Source organism: Candidatus Flexifilum breve, from assembly GCF_016713355.1.
Genome location: NZ_JADJPI010000007.1, coordinates 375,921 through 394,511 on the forward strand (window position 1 = coordinate 375,921; position 18,591 = coordinate 394,511).

The following is an 18,591-nucleotide window of genomic DNA, read 5'->3' on the forward strand; positions in this document are numbered from 1 at the left end:
CAACCTGTTTTGGCTGTTCACTGTGAACTGTTGACTGATAACTGCTACGCCAACACGGGGATCGCTTCGCGCTGGTGCGCGACCATCTTCACGCCGTGCTTGGCGCGCAGCGTGAACACGCGCTGGGGGATCACCGGGTGACCGGGCGCGAGCGCCAGGCTGTATTTCTGCGCGATGGTCGCCAGCACGAGCCGCGCTTCCATCATGGCGAAGGCGTTGCCGAGGCACACACGCGGCCCGCCGCCAAACGGCAGATAGGCGTATTTGGGAATCTGCTTCTCGTTGTCCGCGCTGAAGCGGTCGGGATCGAAGCGGTCGGGGTTCGGGAAGTAGCGCTCATCCCGCTGGATGCCGTAAATGTTACCCATGATGATGCTCCCCTTGGGCAGCGTATACCCGCCGAGTTCTACGTCAGTGTTCGCCTCGCGCACCACCGCGAACGCGGGCGGATACAGGCGCATGGCCTCTTTGACGACCATTTCGGTATAGGGCAAATTCGGCAGGTCTTCCATGCGCGGATTGCGCCCGCCGAGCACGCGCGCCAGTTCGTCGTGCAGCCTGGCTTCCGCATCCGGGTTCTGTGACAGCAGATACCAGACCCACGTCAGCGCGTTGGAGGTCGTCTCGTGCCCCGCGCCAAACAGCGTGACCGCTTCATCGCGCACCTGCTTGTCGCTCATCGGATTGCCGTCATCATCCCGCGCTTGCAGCAGCATCGAGAGCAGATCGCCCTTGTCGACGCCCGCCGCGCGCCACTGCGCCACGAAGCGCGCCACAATCTCATCCAGCTTGGCAATCGCCCGCTTGAAGGCGCGGTTCTCCGGCGTCGGCACCCACAGCGGCGTCGGGAACAGGCTGTTGAAGCGGTGATTGAGGACTTCCAGCAGAATCGTGATCTGTTCGCTGATTTCTTCAGTTTCCGCGCCCACCTGCGCATCAAACAATGTTTTGCTGATGACTTCCATCGTCAGCGCGGTCATCTCGTGATCGATGATGAGCGTGTCGCCATCTTCCCACTTGGCGACCAGGCGATTGGCGTAATCGACCATCACCTCGCCATATGCGCCGATGCGCTTCGTGTGGAAGGATGGCGCGACCAGCTTGCGCTGCTTCTTCCAGAAGTCACCGTTGGAGGTGAAAACGCCTTCGCCCAACACCGGGTTGAGGATCACGCGGCTGGTGCGGTCTTTGTCGTAGTGTTCGGCATCCGCGACCAGCATCTGATGCATCAGCGCGGGCGAGTTGACGATATAGGCGGGAAACGGCCCGAACTTCCATTTGACGAGATCGCCGTACTGGCGCACGTCGAGCAGGAAAGCGAGCGTGTCACGGGTGAAGTCACTCAGATTGCCCAGCAAGAAGTGACCTTGTGGGCTGCGTGGCTGCGCGGTCATGGCAGGTATCCTTATGCTCTTGTGAATTGTTGAACAAATAGAGCATATGAGGATTCATAAAATTTGGCAAGTACTAAATTTCACAAACGTTAGCTCTTACAGCCACACACCATAAATTCCGCTTTGAGAGATGCGCCGTTACCCTTCCCTATAAATTGACGGCGTAAAACTGATCCTGTGTCCACGTTATAGGATTAGCTTCGATGTAAGCCCTCAAAACGCTCAATTCCGTTTCACTGCGAATAATGTGATCATGATAGCGTCCTTGCCAGACTACCGTCTCAGCACCGTTCACGGCCCGAACTTGCGCGGTCACTGCTCCTTTGAAAGCATTTATTACTCAGGTTCCAAGCAGTAGCGAATGCAAGCCAAGCGCTCTTGTAACGGTTTTACGTCCAAAGAAACCAGAAATACCGTGTAGCTATGGTTTGGTACAAATTACGACAAACGCATCAATCGACACATCGGCAGTAATGATCAGGCAACTCCCGTAGCCAACTTTCCGAGCTGCGATGTAACAAAGCCTGCGGTTGAAGGGTAGCATCTCACCGTCGGTGATTTCACCAAGTAGATGTGAACGCTGGTAGGTACAGATTGTTATGAAATAGGCTCCGCTCGAACTGTAATCGTAGCCCTGTAACCGAGGTGATTTTCGCTGCGGTAAAGAACTCATAGACTAGAACTCGCACACACAACGTTTTAACAACGGAATTAAACTCTCAACTGCAAAAGGAAAAAGGGATGTTTTACGATCAGGATATTGTAGGGACGACGCACCAGCGCATCCCGCCCGTGACATAACGCAAAACCTCGATGTGCACAACAATGTTTTCTGATTTTGCTACAGCGTCAAGCGCCTTGTGTGGTAAGCGGAACCCGGACGCGCCGTTGCTGCGTCCCTGATAGGAGATGATACACGCGCCTAAGTATCCCGAGGCAACTTCATCTTTGATTTCGCCCGCGCCCAATGCGCTATACTGAGGCCAATTTATACATTCATCCCAAAGGATTATCTGCATGCCCAATACCTTAAAATCCCAGGTCGGCGTGATGTTTCGGCGCGAAAACCCGCCGGAACTGCTGCCGCAGTTCGCCCGCCACGCCGAATTCCTCCGCTTGAACGAGCTCTGGGTGGTCGAGGACTGCTTCTACGCCAGCGGGATCGCGTCGGCGGCAGTGGCGCTGGCGTGCACTGACCGGATTCACGTCGGCTTGGGGATTGTGCCCGCGGTGGCGCGGAACCCCGCTTTCACGGCGATGGAATTCGCCACGCTGGCGCGCATCTATCCGAAGCGCTTCATTCCGGGGATCGGTCACGGCGTCACCGAGTGGATGCAGCAGATCGGCGCGTTTCCGAAGTCGCAGCTCGCCGCCATCAGCGAGACGGCGGAGGTCGTGCGGCGGCTGCTGGCGGGCGAAAACGTGACCTTCCACGGCGAGCATGTCCACCTCGACAACGTCAAACTGGAATTCCCGCCCGCGCATGTGCCCCCCGTGCTGCTCGGCGTGCGCAGTGTCAAATCGCTGATGGCCTCCGGGCGCAGCGCCGATGGCACGCTGCTAGCGGAGCAGGCTTCGCTCGCTTACGTACGCTGGGCCCAGGCGCAGATCGCGCAGGGGCAGGCCGCCGCCGGACGCGCGGGCGCGCCCCATGTGCTCAAAGTCTACATGTACTTCGCCGTGGACACTGACGGCGCGGCGGCGGTTGCGCGGGTCCGTCCTCTGCTCGGCGACTGGTTGTCGTATGGCAACAACGCCTATACGGCCGCGCTCGGCATTGATGCTGAACTCGACGCGCTGCGTGCGCGTGGGGCTGATTTGAAGCAGGAACTGCCGGAAGCATGGGTGCGTGAGATGAGCATCGTCGGCACGCCTGCCGAGTGCGCGGCGAGCATTCAGCGGCTGCTGGACGCGGGCGCGGAGCAGGTGATTCTGGTGCCGGAACTGCTTGGTCGCGCCGGGTTAGATGCGATTGAACAGGTTATCCATCCATAAACCACCCTCAATCCCCCAAGGGCGAGGGCAAGCTCCCCTCCCCTAGGGCAGTGGATCGTCCCTCACCCAGTGGCTGGATCAGTCGCCTCTGGTGTGACTTCTGCGGTCGGCGCGACCGTCGCGGCGGGCGTTTCGGTCACGGCCGTCGGCTCGGCGGTCACTTCTTCGGTCGGCGCTGCCGTCGCGGTGACTTCCTCCGTGGGCGCGACGGTCGGTTCAGCGGTCACTTCTTCGGTCGGCGCGACCGTCGCGGTGATCTCTTCCGTCGGTTCGAGCGTCGCGGTAACTTCCGCGGTCGGTTCGCTGGTCACATCCGGGGTCAGCTCGATACCATCGGGCGGCGGCGGGAGCATCACATCATCAGCCACCGTGAACGCGAGCGGTGCGCTCCACGGGCTGTAGCCGCCGTGTTCCTGCCACGCCTGCACCCACCAGCGATACTCGCCGGGCGGCAGCAGCAGCGTCGACAGCACGCACACCCCGGCAAAACAGTTGGTCGCCGGGAACCACTGGCTGACGACGACGCCATTGGGGCCGGACAGCCAGAGGTAGTACCACGAGGCATTCGGTGACGCATACCACTGAAAATTCGGCTGCGCCGTCTGCACGACACCGCTCGGGTGCATGAGCACAGGTGCAGGCGTCGTGACGATATACTGCGTCTCGCTGCTCCATGCACTGTAACCCGTCAGCGGACTCCACGCTTTGACCCACCAGCGGTACAGACCAGCTTGTAGCGGCAGGCCGGGCGTCACCGTGCAAATCTCCATCTGGCAGATATTCGCCGCCTCATACCATTGATTGATCCCGCCGCCCGTGGGGGTGCTCACCCACAGGTAATACCAGACGGTCTCGGGCTGCGCGCGCCACTCAAAGGTGACCATGCGCAGCGGGGTGATGACGCCGGTTGGGGAGAGGGTGGTGGGGGCGGCACTTTCGGCAGTAACGGCTTGGGGAGCAGAAAAAATCGGATTATTCAAAGGGGCGGCTTGGGGTAAGAGCAGCAGGCCCAAACACAAGCAAAGCACGCGAAACATGGTACACCTCTACGGAACTACTTCTCCGCAGAGGGTACACAGCCACACCTTGAATTTTCCTAAAAACGTAAATTTTACTGGTTCAGCGACTCATGGACGCGGTTCAGCGCGTCGAGCAGGGTTGCCCGCGTACAGCCATAGTTCAGGCGGACGAAGCCCTCGCCGGCCTTCCCGAACGCCTCACCGCCGCTGAACGCGACTTTGGCATGTTCGAGGAAGTATTTGTACGGCGACTCGGGCAGATTGAGATCGCGGCAGTCGAGCCACGCCAGATACGTGCCTTCGGGCACAGTCACCTTGATCTGCGGCAGGCGTTCCTCGACAAACTGCACCAATGTGTCGCGGTTGATCGTCAGGTAGGCGTGCAGCTCGTCCAGCCACGGCTGACCGTAGCGATAGGCCGCTTCTGCGCCGACATAGCCGAAGGTATTCGGGTGCAGGCCGACCGCGCCCGCCGTATCGCGGAAGGTGCGCAGCAGCGCGGGATTCTCGATCACGGCGAAACTGCACGCCAAGCCGGGGATATTGAACGTCTTGCTTGGCGCAGACAGCGTGATCGTGTGGGCGGCCACCTCCGGCGACAGCGACGCGAATGAGATGTGCTGTGCGCCGGGGTGCAGCAGGTCACAGTGGATTTCGTCGGCGATGACGAGCAGGTTGTGGCGCAGACAGATTTCCGCCAGCTTTTCCAGTTCGGCGCGGGTGTACACGCGTCCTACCGGGTTATACGGGTTGCACAGGATGAACATGCGTGTTTCCGGCGTGATCGCGGCCTCGAAGCGGTCGAAGTCGATCTCGTAGCGCAGCCGCTGCCCCTCGACCGTCACTGCCATCTCGGCGGTTTGGAGCTGCTTGCCGCCGTTCTTGGGCGCGGTCAGGAAGGGCGGGTAGATCGGCGTTTGCACGAGCACGCCCTCGCCGGGGTGATGAAACGTGCGCGTGATCAGGTTCAGCGTGGCGACGATGCCGGGCGTGAACACGAACTGATCGCCCGTGACGTTCAGGCCGTGGCGCGTGCGGTAGCGTTCGACCAGCACCTCGCGCAGACCGGGCGCGTCAAAGTGATAGCCGAAAACGCCGTGCGCGGCGCGCTGCTGAAGCGCCGCGATGACTTCCGGCGGCGAGCGGAAATCCATATCGGCTACCCACAGGGGCAGAACATCGTCGGGGTACATCGCCCATTTCACGCTGACCGGGTCGCGGCGTTCAATGTGTTCGTCAAAGTTATAGACCATCTTGCTTCCTTTAGGTGGATACACGGCAAGCACTTCCCGACAGTGTAGGGGCAAGGCGCGCCTTGCCCCTACGGAGCATTCTGGTTTCGTTCGAGAAGCAGCCCAACCGCGTCCACAGTGGTTGACATCGGCTCAATGGCGCTAACTATAACAAAAAGATTGGGAGGCGAAACGTCCACCGCGCGGATGTATAAGGCCAGCCGCTTTGGTATGAGGTTAGAGACAGGCAAAAGATCAGATTGAGGTGCGGAAGGGGGCGGAAAGTTTATGGGGAGAAGCTGCCCAACCAGCGAATGCGGTTGAAGTGTAGTTGAATTGCATTGACGAGCGTTTCATCTGCCGTCCAGAACTCGCAGATATAGCGTTCGGCCAGTGCCAGATATTGGGTGTCATAGGTGCGCGGACGGTTGTAACGGGCAGCGAGATCGTAGGCAGCAATCAATAAGCGATCATCGTCGACGAATTCGATTGGCTGCTGGAACAAGCGCATGAGCAGCATCCGTCCTTCATCATGAGATATTCGCCGTTGATAGACCACTTTTCGTAGGACGGCGGTCATTTCCGAACGCAGCAGGGTTGGAGCGACCATTAATTCGGACTGTTGTTGCCAAGTCGATACGAGCATTCGTGCTTGGTTGTGGAGCGGTTCGTCAGGAAGACCTAAGGCTATCAGAATACCCGAGTCGACAACAACGGTCATCCCTCATCCTCACCATTCCGAATGGCGCGCAAAATATCAATGGCGCTCTCTTTGGGTGAGTGACCGCTTTGATGGCGGCGCATATCAGCCCAAATCTCTTCCAGACCGTGCATCCACGCCTCAAAATCAAACTCGCCAACCTCAGTTTCCTGATCGATCAGTGTGCGGACGCGCTGCTGCGCCTCTTTGTCCAGCAGACGGAACTTCTCAATCACTTCCTGTTCGAGTGCGGACATATTCGCTCACTCCTCTTAGGTCAAACTCCCCTGTCTGGGTGGTTCGTGCGCCGCGCCGCGCTTGTACGTGATCGCTTCGATGAGCAGTTCGCGCGCGCTCTGGAAGCCGCTCTCGTTGACCGTGCCGAGCATGGCGGCCAGTTCTTCCACGCGCTGCGACTCGTCGCTCAGCGGCACGATGACAGTATGTGTGCGCCCCTCCTCCACCTGCTTGAGCACGCGGTAATGGCGGTCAGCGTAGCCCGCCAACTGCGCGAGGTGCGTCACGACGAGCACCTGATGCCCGCCCGTCAGCCCCCACAGCTTTTCGCCGACCACGCTGCCCACGCGCCCGCCAATCCCCTGATCGATTTCGTCAAAGATCAGCGTGGGCGTTTGATCCGCCGCCGTCAGCACGCGCTTGAGCGCCAGCATGATGCGCGCCGCTTCACCGCCCGACGCGACTTTCGCCAGCGGGCGCAGCGGTTCGCCGGGGTTGGCGGACATCATGAATTCGACGCGGTCGACGCCCGTCTCGTCAAAGGCGAGGCGCCGATCCTTGACGTAGCAGCCTTCGGGATCGTCCACCTGTTCGATCAGCACTTCAAACTGCGCCTTCGCCATCCGCAGATCGGCCAGTTCGGTCACGATGCCCGCGCTCAGGCGCTTGGAGGCAGCGGTGCGGGCGCGGCTGTTACGTTCGCCCAGTTCGCCGATGTGCTTGCGCATCGACGTTTCCTGCTTGCGCAGTTCTTCGATGCGTTCCTCGCTGTTTTCGATGCCGTCCAGTTCGGCGGCGGCGCGTTCAGCGTAGGCCAGCACCGCTTCGACCGTGCCGCCATAGCGCCGCGCCAGCTTGTTGATCAGTTCGAGGCGTTCCTCGACTTCATCAAGGCGCGCCGGGTTGTATTCGACGGTATCGGCATAGCGCCGCAGCGATTTCGCCAGCTCATCGACCAGCGCGCTCGCTTCTTCGGCGAGGTCGTAATCCTCTTTGAGCGAGGCGTCGATATGGGCGAGCTTGCTCAGGAGCAGGGCGGCCTGCATCAACTGGTCGAGCGCGCCGATTTGCCCATCAGCGGTATCATCGCCATTGATCAGCGCCAGCGATTCCGCCGTCCACTTGGCCAAACCTTCACTGTTGGACAGGCGGACGCGTTCCGCTTTGAGTTCTTCATCTTCGCCGGGGACGAGCGCCGCCGCTTCGATGTCTTCCAGTTCGCCACGCAGGCGATCCGCGCGGCGCTGCAAAGCGGCCTCATCGTCGAGCAAATGCTTGATCTCGCGGCGCACTTCGCCGAGGCGCTGCACGACGTTGCCCAGCGCCGCCCGCGCGTCCATCAGATCGGTGTAGCGATCCAGCAGATCGATGTGATACTGCGGTTTGAGCAGCGAGAGGTGCGCGCTCTGGCCGTGCACATCGACCAGATACGTGCCGATCTCGCTGAGAATTTCCAGATTGACCGTCACGCCGTTGACGCGCGCCGACGAGCGGCCGTTCGAGCGAATTTCGCGGGTGATGGTGATCGCGTCGCCTTCATCGACCAGTTCTTCGCGCTCCAAAATCGGCTGCACAAAGCCCTGCGTGATCATGTCGAGCCCGAACACGCCCTCGATCAGCGCTTTTTCCGCGCCTGCGCGCACCCATGATGTTTCCGCTTTCCCGCCGAGCAGCATTTCGACCGCGTCGATGATGATCGACTTGCCCGCGCCCGTCTCGCCGGTGATGACGTTCAGCCCTTTGCCGAACGCCAGTTCCAGTTCATCGATGATGGCGAAATTCCTGATGCGGATTTCCTCTAACATGGACTATCCCCGCATTCTCAACCGTGAATAAAGAGCCACTGCAATGATGCCGACTGCCAAGATTAACCCAATGTCGGAGAGCGCCACCTGAAACACTTCGCCCAAGTCCAGCGGCGGCAGTTCGGAGAGCGGCACGCCCGCTTCGGCAGCGGCCGCCGCCCACAGGCTGCTGTACCGCGCATAGACCTGCAGCACCGCGCCCAGCACACCGCCGATCACCGCGCCCGCTACGGCGAACTTCGCCATGTTGCGACTGCGCCGCCGCTGCACCGCCCGCACCACCAGTTCGCCGATGAAGCCGCCCACCGGAAAACCGGCGATGATGGTGATGAATATCGGCAAATTGATCGCGCTGATCAAGTACCCCGCGACGCCCGTCACCACCCCGGCCACGCCGAGCGCGATCAGGTCGTCATAGGGGTTGGCATTGAAGTACTTGGACTGGATGCCGCGCACGCATTCCTTGCAGCGGTAGCCGACCGGGGTTTGCACCGCGCACTGCACGCACATCGGACGCCCGCACTTATTACAGCGGAGCGTCGCTTCACGGTCGGGGTGAACTGTACAGTACAGAGTTTCTTCGGCGATGTCAGGCGTCGTCGTCATACACGTGATCCTCACGTTCCATTATAGTGCAATTCCTAGCCTCACCCCCCAGCCCCCTCTCCCGTGGGAGAGGGGGAGTCACGTTTTCTGTGACGGGGGTGAGGCCACTTGTTTACAAATGCCGCCGCGGTGGTGCGGGCGGTTCCGGCGCGCGCGGTTCTAAGCGATCTAAGAGCGAGCGATAAAAGTAGTTGCGGTCACGCATGCGCACAAATTGGCTGATGTTCTCGCCCGCCTGCACCAGCACGCGGTCATTCGATTGCAGTTCGCACAGCAGCGCGCCATCGACTGAGAGTACCGTATCCGTCTGAATATCCGGTGAGACAATTACTTCGATCTGCGCGCCTTCCGGCAGCACAATCGGGCGGTCGAGGCTCAGATGCGGCGCAACCGGGACGAGCAGAATGCCGCGCAGCTCCGGCGGCAGAATCGGCCCGCCGCTCGCCAGCGCATAGGCCGTCGATCCGGTCGGCGTGGCGATGATCAGCGCGTCGGCGTTGTAGGTCGTCGTCCAATAGCCGTCGATATACGTGTCCAGGCGGATCATGCGCGTCACCGAGCCACGGCTGATCACCGCATCGTTGAGCGCTTCGGCTTCGCATAAGAGCTGCCCATTGCGCCGCGCGTACACCCGGATCATCATGCGCCGTTCGATCCAGTAATTGCCCGCGAACAGCGCATCGAGCTGCGCGTCCCATTCTTCGGCGTTCTTAATCTCGGTGAGGAAGCCGAGGTGACCCAGATTCACGCCGAGCACCGGGACGTTATGCGGCGCGCACACGCGGGCGGCGCGCAGCATCGCGCCATCCCCGCCAATGGCGACGACCATATCCGTCGCGGCGATCTGTTCGCTCACCGTCGTCTCGTCCCACTGGTGATGCGCCCACACGACCACCCCACGCGCGCGCAGCGCCGCCGCGATCTGGTCGGCAATCGGGGCGCTGTGGGGTCGCAGCGGGTGGGCCAGCACGCCCATTCGTTTAATCGTCACGGATTAGCCTTGACTGTTTCCAAACACAGCTTAAGTGTACTTATTCTAGGCACCCCGCGCTATAGCTGATTATAGCACATCTGTTCATAGGCGCGGTTTTCGACGGCGATCTGCTGCAGTGTGCCGGTGCGTGCTGACGGCGTCCACGCCGTGGGGCGCTGCGCACAGGCCTTTTGTTAAATCTTGCCCGTCCACCGGGCGCACGGGAGCCGCTCGCGCAGCGGAAGGGCAGACTGCGCGGTGCGGGGCAGTTTTACTTTAACCCACACCGCCTCGGTTCTTAACATTTATTTGACGCCGTTTGTTAACGGTGTTAAAGCGCCAGTAAATGTGGCTTAAAGTCCAGCAGTTAAGATGCACAGCAGCGATAAATAACTTGACGATTGCGAATCGCTCCCCATGTTCAGGAGAACAGGAACCATATGAACAAGCGTATTCTCGTTTTGATTGCTCTGCTCGTGTTTGCCCTCCCGCTCGCGGTCATGGCGCAAGAAGCCACCCCCGAACCCATGGTTGATCCGATTGAACTTCCCGCGGTCGATGTCCTTGCGGTGGACGGTGACATCATCGCCGCCGGCAGCTCGACCGTTTTCCCGCTCGCCGAACGCATGGCCGAAGTCTTCGCTGAAGAAGGCTTCAGCGGCAACATCACCGTCGACAGCATCGGTTCGGGCGCGGGCTTCGAACGCTTCTGCGTCGCCGGCGAAACCGACATCGCCAATGCCAGCCGCGCCATCCGCGACAGCGAAATCGAATCGTGCGCCGCGATTGGCCGCACTCCGATTGAATTCCGCGTCGGCACGGATGCGCTCGCCGTCGTCGTGAGCACCGCCAACGACTTCCTCGAAAGCCTGACGATTGAACAACTGTCGGCCATCTACAGCGGCGCGGCGACCACCTGGGATCAGATCGACCCGTCGTTCCCGGCGGAAACCATTCAGGTCTTCAGCCCCGGTTCCGACAGCGGCACCTATGACTACTTCCTCGAAGCCACGCTCGAAACCGAAGCGGGTGGCGACCTCGAAGCCGAAGCCGCGGAAGCCGCCATTCAGGCCGTACCCGGCATCCAGTTCAGCGAAGATGACAACGTGCTCGTGCAGGGCGTCGAAGGCAGCCCGTACGCGATTGGTTACTTCGGTTTCGCCTACTACATCGAAAACGCCGACCTGCTGAAGGCCGTGGCGATTGACGCGGGTGACGGCCCGGTCGTCCCGAACGAAGAATCGGCGGAAGCGGGTACCTACCCGCTGGCGCGCCCGCTGTTCATCTACAGCGATGCCACCATCCTCGCGGAAAAGCCGCAGGTGGCCGCGTTCATCAGCTACTTCCTGACCAACGTCAACGACAACATCCTCGATGTCGGCTACTTCCCGGCGAGCGTGGAAGCGCTCAACACCGCGAAGCAGGCCTGGCTGGATGCGGTCGGCGAGTAAGCTCGCGTTAAGCAGCGATTAAGTCTGGTTTAAATTTGGGGGAAGGCACCTGCTTTCCCCCAAATTTCTTAACAATCGACTGCTATGATGGGATTGTACCGAAGCACAGATCAGGAACTCTCATGCTGCAAGAGCTCGAACTAGGGCGCCAACAATCCAGCATCAAGGTTATTACCGCAGCCAAAGAAAAGTCGACGTTGTTCAAACGTCCCAAGCCTGCCGAAGACCTGATTCGGTTATTCCTGCTCTTCTGCGGCCTCCTCTCCATTTTCACCACCATTGGCATTGTCTACGAAATTGGCAAAGAAGCGCTGCTCTTTTTCGCCAGCGAAGGCTTCAGCTTCGTCGATTTCTTCACGCAGACGTCGTGGGCGCCGGAAACAGGCAGCATCGGCATTTTGCCGCTGCTCACTTCCACGCTGCTGACGAGCTTCGTCGCTATGCTGGTGGCACTCCCGCTCGGCCTTGGCTCGGCCATTTACCTGAGCGAATATGCGTCGCCCAACGTGCGGGCCACGCTCAAACCCATTCTGGAAATTCTCGCGGGTATCCCCACCGTGGTGTACGGATACTTCGCGCTCACGTTTATGACCCCGCTGCTGCGCAGCCTGTTCGGCGACAATACCGTCAACATCTACAACATGGCGTCAGCCGGGCTGGTCATGGGCATCATGATTTTGCCGACCATCAGCTCAATGAGCGAAGACGCCTTGAGCGCTGTGCCGCGGTCGCTGCGCGAAGCCTCGTACGGCCTCGGCGCGACCAAGTTTGAGACGGTGATCAAAGTGGTGCTCCCGGCGGCGCTGTCCGGCATTCTGGCCGCCTCGATCATCGGCATTTCGCGCGCGGTCGGCGAGACGATGATCGTCGCGCTGGCGGCGGGCGCTGGCCCCAACTTCACGTTCAACATCTTCCAGAGTGCCGAAACCATGACCGGGCACATCGCCCGTATCAGCGGCGGCGACCTCTCGTATGACAGCATTCAGTACAACAGCCTGTTCGCCATCGGCCTGACGTTGTTCTTCATGACGCTCGCGCTGAACCTGTTCAGCCGCTGGGTCTCGCAGCGCTTCCGTGAGGTCTATCAATAATGGACACCAACCCGCTGCGCGACGATGCGCAGTTCAAACGTGGACTGGCGGCGCGCCAGTTCCGCGGCAGTCTGTGGAAACGCTTTTTCGCGCTCTCCACACTGATCGCCATCGCCGCCTTAATCGCGCTGTTCTTCAACGTAGCGAACCGCGCCTTCGGTTATGTCATCGCGGAATATGACCCGGATATCACGACGACGATTGAAACGGGCGACATTCGCACGCTGAGCACCGAAGAGCTCGCCCAGTTGATCGCCACCTACGCGGAAAACCGCCTGCGCGTGATCATCCGCAACAATCTGAGCGTGGTCGCCAACGATCAGTTCACCACCTCACCGCTGAGTGTGGCGCTGGCGGGACGCTCGTTCCCCGCCGAGTGGAATGACCTGACGATCAACGATCTCACCGCGCCCGATTGGACGCAGATCATCGCCACCAACATCGGCCATGATCAGCTCGTCACGATCATCCTCGACGACATCGTCGAAGAGACAATCCACGAAACCTACACGCTGACCGACTCGCTGTTCGACGCGGCGCGCATCCAGACGGTCGCCGCCGAAGAATACCCGAACGCGACGCTCTATTTCCGCACGTGGGTCGACTGGAGCTTCATCACCAGCCCCGGTTCGAGCGATCCCACGCAGGCGGGCATCCGCACGGCGCTGCTCGGTTCGCTGTGGCTGATGGGGATCACCTTCCTGTTCGCCTTCCCGATTGGCGTGGGCGCGGCCATCTACCTCGAAGAATATGCCGCCGACACCCGGCTCAACCGCCTGATCGAGACGAACATCCGCAATCTGGCGGGCGTCCCGTCGATCATCTACGGGCTGCTCGGGTTGGCGATCTTCGTGCGCACGCTCAGCGGCTTGACGAGCGGCCAATGGTTCGGCATCACCGACAGCAACGGACGCACGATCCTGTCTGCTGGCTTGACGATGGGGCTGCTCATCCTGCCCGTGATCATCATCAACTCGCAGGAAGCGCTGCGCGCTGTGCCCTTCTCCCTGCGTGAGGCGAGCTACGGCCTCGGCGGGACGAAGTGGCAGACAATCTGGCGGACGGTGCTGCCCGCCGCGCTCCCCGGCATCCTGACCGGGACAATTCTCGGCGTCAGCCGCGCCGTCGGCGAAACCGCGCCGCTGATCATCGTCGGCGCATCGACGGCCATCATGTCGAACACGCCGCCCGACCCGAACAGCCCATTCAGTTCATTCACCGCCATCCCGCTGCAAATCTACCAGTGGACGGCGCGTCCCCAGGGCGAATTCAAGACCATTGCCGCGGCGGCCATTCTCGTGCTGCTCGTGGTGCTGCTGACACTCAACGCGTCGGCGATCATCCTGCGCCAGCGCTTTAGAAGGAGACTTTCGGCATGACGCAAGTCCTGACCGCGCACGCCTTTGAACTGAAAAACCTGAACGTCTTTTACGGGGACAAACTCGCCGTGAATGACGTGAACATGAGCATCCAGCGCCAGAAGATCACCGCGTTTATCGGGCCTTCGGGCTGCGGTAAAAGCACGGTGCTGCGCTCGCTCAACCGCATGAACGACCTGATCCCGGGCGCGCGGGTGGCGGGGGGCGTCTTCTTCAACCATCAAGACCTGTACGCGCCGAACATCGACGCTGTCGAAGTGCGCCGCCGCATCGGCATGGTGTTCCAGAAGCCGAATCCCTTCCCCAAGAGCATTTACGATAACGTGGCGTACGGCCCGCGTCTGCTCGGGGTGCGCAACCGCGCCGCGCTCGACGACATCGTCGAAGGCAGCCTCAAACGCGCTTACCTGTGGGATGAGGTCAAAGGCGACCTGAAGAAATCCGGGTTTGCGCTCTCCGGTGGGCAGCAGCAGCGCTTGTGCATCGCCCGCACCATCGCCGTCGAACCGGAAGTCATCCTCATGGATGAGCCATGCTCCGCGCTCGACCCGATTGCCACGCAGGCCATCGAAGAGCTGATGAAAGAGCTGGTCAAGCACTACACCATCGTCATCGTGACGCACAACATGCAGCAGGCGCAGCGCGTCAGCGATTTCACGGCCTTCTACAGCATCCGCAAGGAAGAAGAGACGGGGGGCAAGGAAAAGCGTTGGGGCGTGCTGATCGAGTACAACCCGACCGAGAAGCTGTTCGCGCAGCCCGACCACGAAGAAACCGAACGCTACATCCGCGGCGAATTCGGTTGATCGAAGCGGTTAGCCGTTAGCTAAAAGCAAAAGAGGACAGGCATGCAATGCCTGTCCTCTTTTTGATTTCTGTGCGATTTCAATTCAACCTCACCCCGTTTCGCTGCGCTCAACCGCCCCTCTCCCGGGGGAGAGGGGCAAAGTCCCGTCAGGGTCTTAGGGTGAGGCTTGGCTGTTTGCAGACCAGTTAACGACTCCGTTACGCCGTCTTGCCGAAACCAACCAAGCGTCCAACGACGATCAAGGCGATGGAACCGACCACGCCGACGACGATGCGCCCGATCAAGCCATCATCACCCCAGTTCGCGCCGATCACGTTGAACAGGAAGCTGCCGACCACGCCACCCGCCAGACCGAGCAGGATGTTGCCGAATGCGCCGTAGCCACGACCGCTCATGAGCTTGCCCGCCAGCCAACCGATCAGCGCCCAGATGAGCAGCGGAATCAGCAGGCCGATGATGCCGATGGTCGCGTTGACGAGCAGCGAAATTACGATATAGCCGATGATCAGAATTGCGATCAGTACCAGAATAGGCATGCGTTTCTCTCCCCTTGAGTTTGTTTTGATATGCGTATATACGTCAACATTTGTGAAATGTTGCGGCGACGCGCACACATCCCCGCAAAATGCGGGGTAGAGCATACCCCACCCCCATCCCCTAACAGGGATAGGTTTTCAATTGTAGGGACGAGGCATGCCTCGTCCTCCTGTGCCAAACCAGTCGTCACCCTCTTGGCTAAAACATTCTGTTTGCTGGCACGGATGACAGGCTTTTGGGCTAAACCAGAGGGAAAACAGGACAAGGCATGCCTTGTCACGACAAAAACCTCTCTAATCAAGATGACTGTGTGCTTTTTTAGACACCCTCTAAATCGCGTCCGCAGTTTTTAGGTTGGCTTTGAGTTCGGTTTCTTCAGCACGACATACAAATTCACGTCGCCCGTGAAACCATCGGCGCGGTACTGCGCCACCCGCTCCAAACCCGTCGCCGTGATCAACCGCTCGGCCTCTGCATCATCGACGTAATGGCAGTAGCGCAGCGCCCGTTCGCCCCGCCGCCAGTCGAGCAGATAGTCGTGCGCTTCCACCTGTAGATCGGCCTCCCACGGCACAACTCGATCCCGAAAGCGCGGATATTCGTAGAAGCGCCACGCGGTGAACACCAGCCAACCGCCCGGCGCAACGCGCTCCGCCAGCGTGCGCATAAACGCCAGCCGCCGATCTGCGCCGGGGAGGTGATGCAGCACGCCGAACAGCACCACGAGGTCATATGCGCCCGCATCTGGCGGGTGCTCGACAATATCGCGCTCTTCGAGGATCGCGTCCGGCAGGCTGGCGCGTGCCTTGTCGAGCAGCGCCGCGCTGTTGTCCATACCGTGATAGCGGATCGCGCCGAGCTTGTCGCGCAGGAACACACCAAACCGCCCATTGCCGCAGCCCACGTCGAGGACGGAAATCTCCCCCTCTCCACCCGGAGAGGGGGTTGGGGGGTGAGGTTGCAGATGCTCAATCAACTTCTCCCACCCGACCCACGCCTGCCCCCGCGTCGCATCGAAATCATCGGCGACGGTGACGTAAAACTGGCGGTTGATCGCGTTCAGGCGGCGGACGGTGACCTCATCCATCTAGGCGATCCACTTCCATGTCACGAAGCGGCTGATCGTGAGCAGCGCCAGCCCAAGCGACGCGCCGTAAATCACCAGCGCGCTCCAGATCTGCCGGGCGTACAGTGCGAGCACGATATACAGCGGGAAGATCACCGCGCCGTAGCGGGGCATCGCGCTGAGCGTGCCGCTGGCGATGGGGATCAGCAGGGCGAACACGGTAAACAGCCCCCACGCGCGATCTTTGCGCCACACCAACACCGCCAGCGCGAGGTAGATCAGCGTGAGGATGAGATCCAGCCACGCGGGATGCCAGCCGAACAGCGCCACCTCCGCGCCGCTGAAATAGATCGTGAAGGCCTCGATCGGGTTGCCCGCCGTGCGCCCCCACACCTGCTCGTACGCCCCAAAATAGGCGAAGGGGTCGCCCACATACAGCCCCGCGCCGAGGATATATCCCACGAAGATCAGCAGTGGGATTTGTGCCAGCAGGATCCGCAGGATGCGCTGCTGCGGTGGGGACTGCCACGCGATATACAACAGCGCGGGATAGAGCGCCACGCCGACGGAACGGGTCAGACAGGCCAGCATTGCCACGGCAATGGCCACGAGAAACCAGCGCCGCACGATCAACCAGAAGGTGAGCAGACTCAGCAGCAAAAACAGGGATTCGGTGTACACGCCGGACAGGAAGATGCTGATCGGCGACACGAGCAGCAGCAGCGCCGCCCGCCAGGCCGTCGCCCGGTCAAAGCGGCGGCGCACCAGATCGAACAGGACGACTGTCGCGGCGAACAAGGCCACATTCGAGACAAGTAAGCCGCCGAGTGTCGCGCACGTGCTGAGATACGGCGACAGCGCGCATCCGGTCGGCGTGAGGCCGCTGACGAGGTGAATCAGCCCCGGGTAGAGCGGAAAAAACGCCATATCGCCTGTGGGCTGCTGTTCATTGACCCAGTCGTAACCTTCAATGGCGATAGTCGCATAGAAGCCCGCATCCCAGCGGTACCACATGTCGAGCGCCGGGCCGCCATCCAGTAGATGCGTGTATTCCTCGCCTTGCGTTGAATCGAGGTAGGTCATGGACAGCACGCCGATCACGACGACGAAGAGGCGGGTAACGGCGAAGGCGGTGAGCAGAATAACGAGATCGCGGCGGTGAGTGGTAAGTGGAGGTATCTGAGCAAGTGGCGCTAGCCGGGTGAGAACGCGGGTCATGGGGTTGCCTCATTGGGGGTGGACAAGTGTGGCTATTATGGCGCAGATGGGGATATTTTGCAGGTGACGTCCCCTCTCCGAGCGGAGAGGGGATTAAAGGGTGAGGGAGTTTAGTGATGCGCGGCGTGACTTTCCTGCTTGACCATCGTGCGCCCGTAGATCGCCGTGAGCGCCTGCTGAATGGTCGTGTACTTGAACTGGTAGCCGAGTTCGAGCAACCGCTGCGGGATGACGCGCTGACCGTCGAGCACGACCGTCGTCACATCGCCGAACGCCGCTTTCATGGCGAAACCGGGCACGGGCGCGATCATGGGGCGCTTCATCGACTCGCCGAGTACCTTAGCCAACTGCTTATTGGTCACGGGGTTGGGCGCGGTCAGGTTGAACGGGCCGCGCGCGTCGGCCTGATCGATCAGGAAGCGGATCGCGCCGATCTCGTCGTCGATGTGAATCCACGACATCTGCTGCTTACCATCGCCGAAGTAGCCGCCCGCGAACAGCTTGAACGGGAGCGCCATGCGCGGGAGCGCGCCGCCGTCACGGCTGAGCACTACCCCCGTGCGAATGATGGCGCGGCGCACGCCGTGATCTTCAACGCCCTTGGTCGAATCTTCCCACGCCTTCGTCACTTCCGCGAGGAAATCATCGCCCGCGGGTGAGGCTTCGGTCAGATTTTCGTCGCCGTGCACGCCATAGTAGCCGACTGCCGACGATTGAATCAGCACGCCGGGCTTGGTCTTGGCGCCCGCTACCGCCGCATTGACGGCCATGCCCGCGTTGAGGCGGCTGTCCTTGATGGCGGCGCGCTTTTCCGACGACCAGCGTTCCGGCAGGAAGCCCTCACCTGCGATGCTCGCGCCCGCCAGGTTGACAATCGCGCCCGCGCCGTCGGCCAGCTGTCCCCACCCGTTCGCCGTTTTGCCATCCCACACCGTGATCTTCACGCCCCGGGGGAGTCCGCTCGTTTTGTTGGGGTTGCGCCCCAACACAATCACTTCGTGTCCATCATGGTGCAGGCTGTGAACCAACGCCTGCCCGATTAAGCCCGTGCCGCCGGTAACAATTACGCGCATCGCTCTA

17 protein-coding genes are annotated in these 18,591 nt (G+C 60.7%); 5 read left to right on the forward strand and 12 right to left on the reverse strand.

The genetic code is table 11. The features are described 5' to 3' along the window. Positions 1 to 44 precede the first annotated feature (44 nt). Positions 45 to 1,394 carry a cytochrome P450 gene (locus IPK17_RS07220; RefSeq protein WP_343417005.1) on the reverse strand — a complete coding sequence of 450 codons (1,350 nt, stop codon included), beginning with the start codon at positions 1,392 to 1,394 and terminating at the stop codon, positions 45 to 47. Positions 1,395 to 2,411: 1,017 nt separating this feature from the next. Here IPK17_RS07220 and IPK17_RS07225 point away from each other — a divergent pair. Further along, positions 2,412 to 3,389, forward strand: coding sequence for an LLM class flavin-dependent oxidoreductase (locus tag IPK17_RS07225; protein WP_343417006.1), 978 nt, complete (start codon positions 2,412 to 2,414; stop codon positions 3,387 to 3,389). 62 nt (positions 3,390 to 3,451) lie between these two features. On the opposite strand, the gene IPK17_RS07230 is transcribed toward IPK17_RS07225, so the two are convergent. The 7 genes from IPK17_RS07230 to IPK17_RS07260 form a co-directional block, all read right to left on the reverse strand. Then, positions 3,452 to 4,369, reverse strand: coding sequence for a hypothetical protein (locus IPK17_RS07230; RefSeq protein ID WP_343417007.1), 918 nt, complete (start codon positions 4,367 to 4,369; stop codon positions 3,452 to 3,454). A gap of 131 nt (positions 4,370 to 4,500) precedes the next feature. Then, positions 4,501 to 5,661, reverse strand: coding sequence for a MalY/PatB family protein (locus IPK17_RS07235; protein ID WP_343417008.1), 1,161 nt, complete (start codon positions 5,659 to 5,661; stop codon positions 4,501 to 4,503). A 265-nt stretch (positions 5,662 to 5,926) separates the two neighbouring features. After that, on the reverse strand, positions 5,927 to 6,361 hold the full coding sequence (locus IPK17_RS07240; protein ID WP_343417009.1) for a type II toxin-antitoxin system VapC family toxin: 435 nt from the start codon (positions 6,359 to 6,361) through the stop codon (positions 5,927 to 5,929). Further along, positions 6,358 to 6,597 (reverse strand): hypothetical protein, encoded by a 240-nt coding sequence (locus IPK17_RS07245; RefSeq protein ID WP_343417010.1) that lies wholly within the window; start codon positions 6,595 to 6,597, stop codon positions 6,358 to 6,360. Before IPK17_RS07245 ends, IPK17_RS07240 begins: the two co-directional genes overlap by 4 nt. 15 nt (positions 6,598 to 6,612) lie before the next feature. Continuing rightward, positions 6,613 to 8,382: a DNA repair protein RecN gene (recN, locus tag IPK17_RS07250; protein ID WP_343417011.1), complete on the reverse strand. Its 1,770-nt coding sequence runs from the start codon at positions 8,380 to 8,382 to the stop codon at positions 6,613 to 6,615. A 3-nt stretch (positions 8,383 to 8,385) separates the two neighbouring features. After that, positions 8,386 to 8,988, reverse strand: coding sequence for a B-box zinc finger protein (locus tag IPK17_RS07255; RefSeq protein ID WP_343417012.1), 603 nt, complete (start codon positions 8,986 to 8,988; stop codon positions 8,386 to 8,388). Positions 8,989 to 9,100: 112 nt separating this feature from the next. Continuing rightward, positions 9,101 to 9,979 (reverse strand): NAD(+)/NADH kinase, encoded by an 879-nt coding sequence (locus IPK17_RS07260; RefSeq protein ID WP_343417013.1) that lies wholly within the window; start codon positions 9,977 to 9,979, stop codon positions 9,101 to 9,103. A gap of 422 nt (positions 9,980 to 10,401) precedes the next feature. On the opposite strand from IPK17_RS07260, the gene IPK17_RS07265 reads away from it, so the two are divergent. From IPK17_RS07265 to pstB, 4 genes are all read left to right on the forward strand, one after another. Then, positions 10,402 to 11,412, forward strand: a complete 1,011-nt coding sequence (locus IPK17_RS07265; RefSeq protein ID WP_343417014.1) for a PstS family phosphate ABC transporter substrate-binding protein — start codon at positions 10,402 to 10,404, stop codon at positions 11,410 to 11,412. Positions 11,413 to 11,534: 122 nt separating this feature from the next. Continuing rightward, positions 11,535 to 12,503 (forward strand): phosphate ABC transporter permease subunit PstC, encoded by a 969-nt coding sequence (gene pstC, locus IPK17_RS07270; RefSeq protein ID WP_343417015.1) that lies wholly within the window; start codon positions 11,535 to 11,537, stop codon positions 12,501 to 12,503. Further along, positions 12,503 to 13,882, forward strand: a complete 1,380-nt coding sequence (gene pstA, locus IPK17_RS07275) for a phosphate ABC transporter permease PstA (RefSeq protein WP_343417016.1) — start codon at positions 12,503 to 12,505, stop codon at positions 13,880 to 13,882. Before pstC ends, pstA begins: the two co-directional genes overlap by 1 nt. Continuing rightward, positions 13,879 to 14,688 (forward strand): phosphate ABC transporter ATP-binding protein PstB, encoded by an 810-nt coding sequence (gene pstB, locus IPK17_RS07280; protein WP_343417017.1) that lies wholly within the window; start codon positions 13,879 to 13,881, stop codon positions 14,686 to 14,688. Before pstA ends, pstB begins: the two co-directional genes overlap by 4 nt. A gap of 199 nt (positions 14,689 to 14,887) precedes the next feature. Here pstB and IPK17_RS07285 read toward each other — a convergent pair whose 3' ends face one another. The 4 genes from IPK17_RS07285 to IPK17_RS07300 all read right to left on the reverse strand — a co-directional run bounded on the left by IPK17_RS07285 (position 14,888) and on the right by IPK17_RS07300 (position 18,584). Continuing rightward, positions 14,888 to 15,226 (reverse strand): GlsB/YeaQ/YmgE family stress response membrane protein, encoded by a 339-nt coding sequence (locus tag IPK17_RS07285; protein WP_343417018.1) that lies wholly within the window; start codon positions 15,224 to 15,226, stop codon positions 14,888 to 14,890. Between the two features lie 350 nt (positions 15,227 to 15,576). Beyond that, a complete protein-coding gene (locus IPK17_RS07290) occupies positions 15,577 to 16,314 on the reverse strand; it encodes a class I SAM-dependent methyltransferase (protein WP_343417019.1) in 738 nt (245 codons plus the stop codon). Further along, positions 16,315 to 17,511 (reverse strand): mannosyltransferase family protein, encoded by a 1,197-nt coding sequence (locus tag IPK17_RS07295; RefSeq protein WP_343417020.1) that lies wholly within the window; start codon positions 17,509 to 17,511, stop codon positions 16,315 to 16,317. It lies immediately after the preceding gene. A gap of 110 nt (positions 17,512 to 17,621) precedes the next feature. Next, positions 17,622 to 18,584, reverse strand: a complete 963-nt coding sequence (locus IPK17_RS07300; RefSeq protein WP_343417021.1) for a TIGR01777 family oxidoreductase — start codon at positions 18,582 to 18,584, stop codon at positions 17,622 to 17,624. Positions 18,585 to 18,591: the final 7 nt, after the last annotated feature.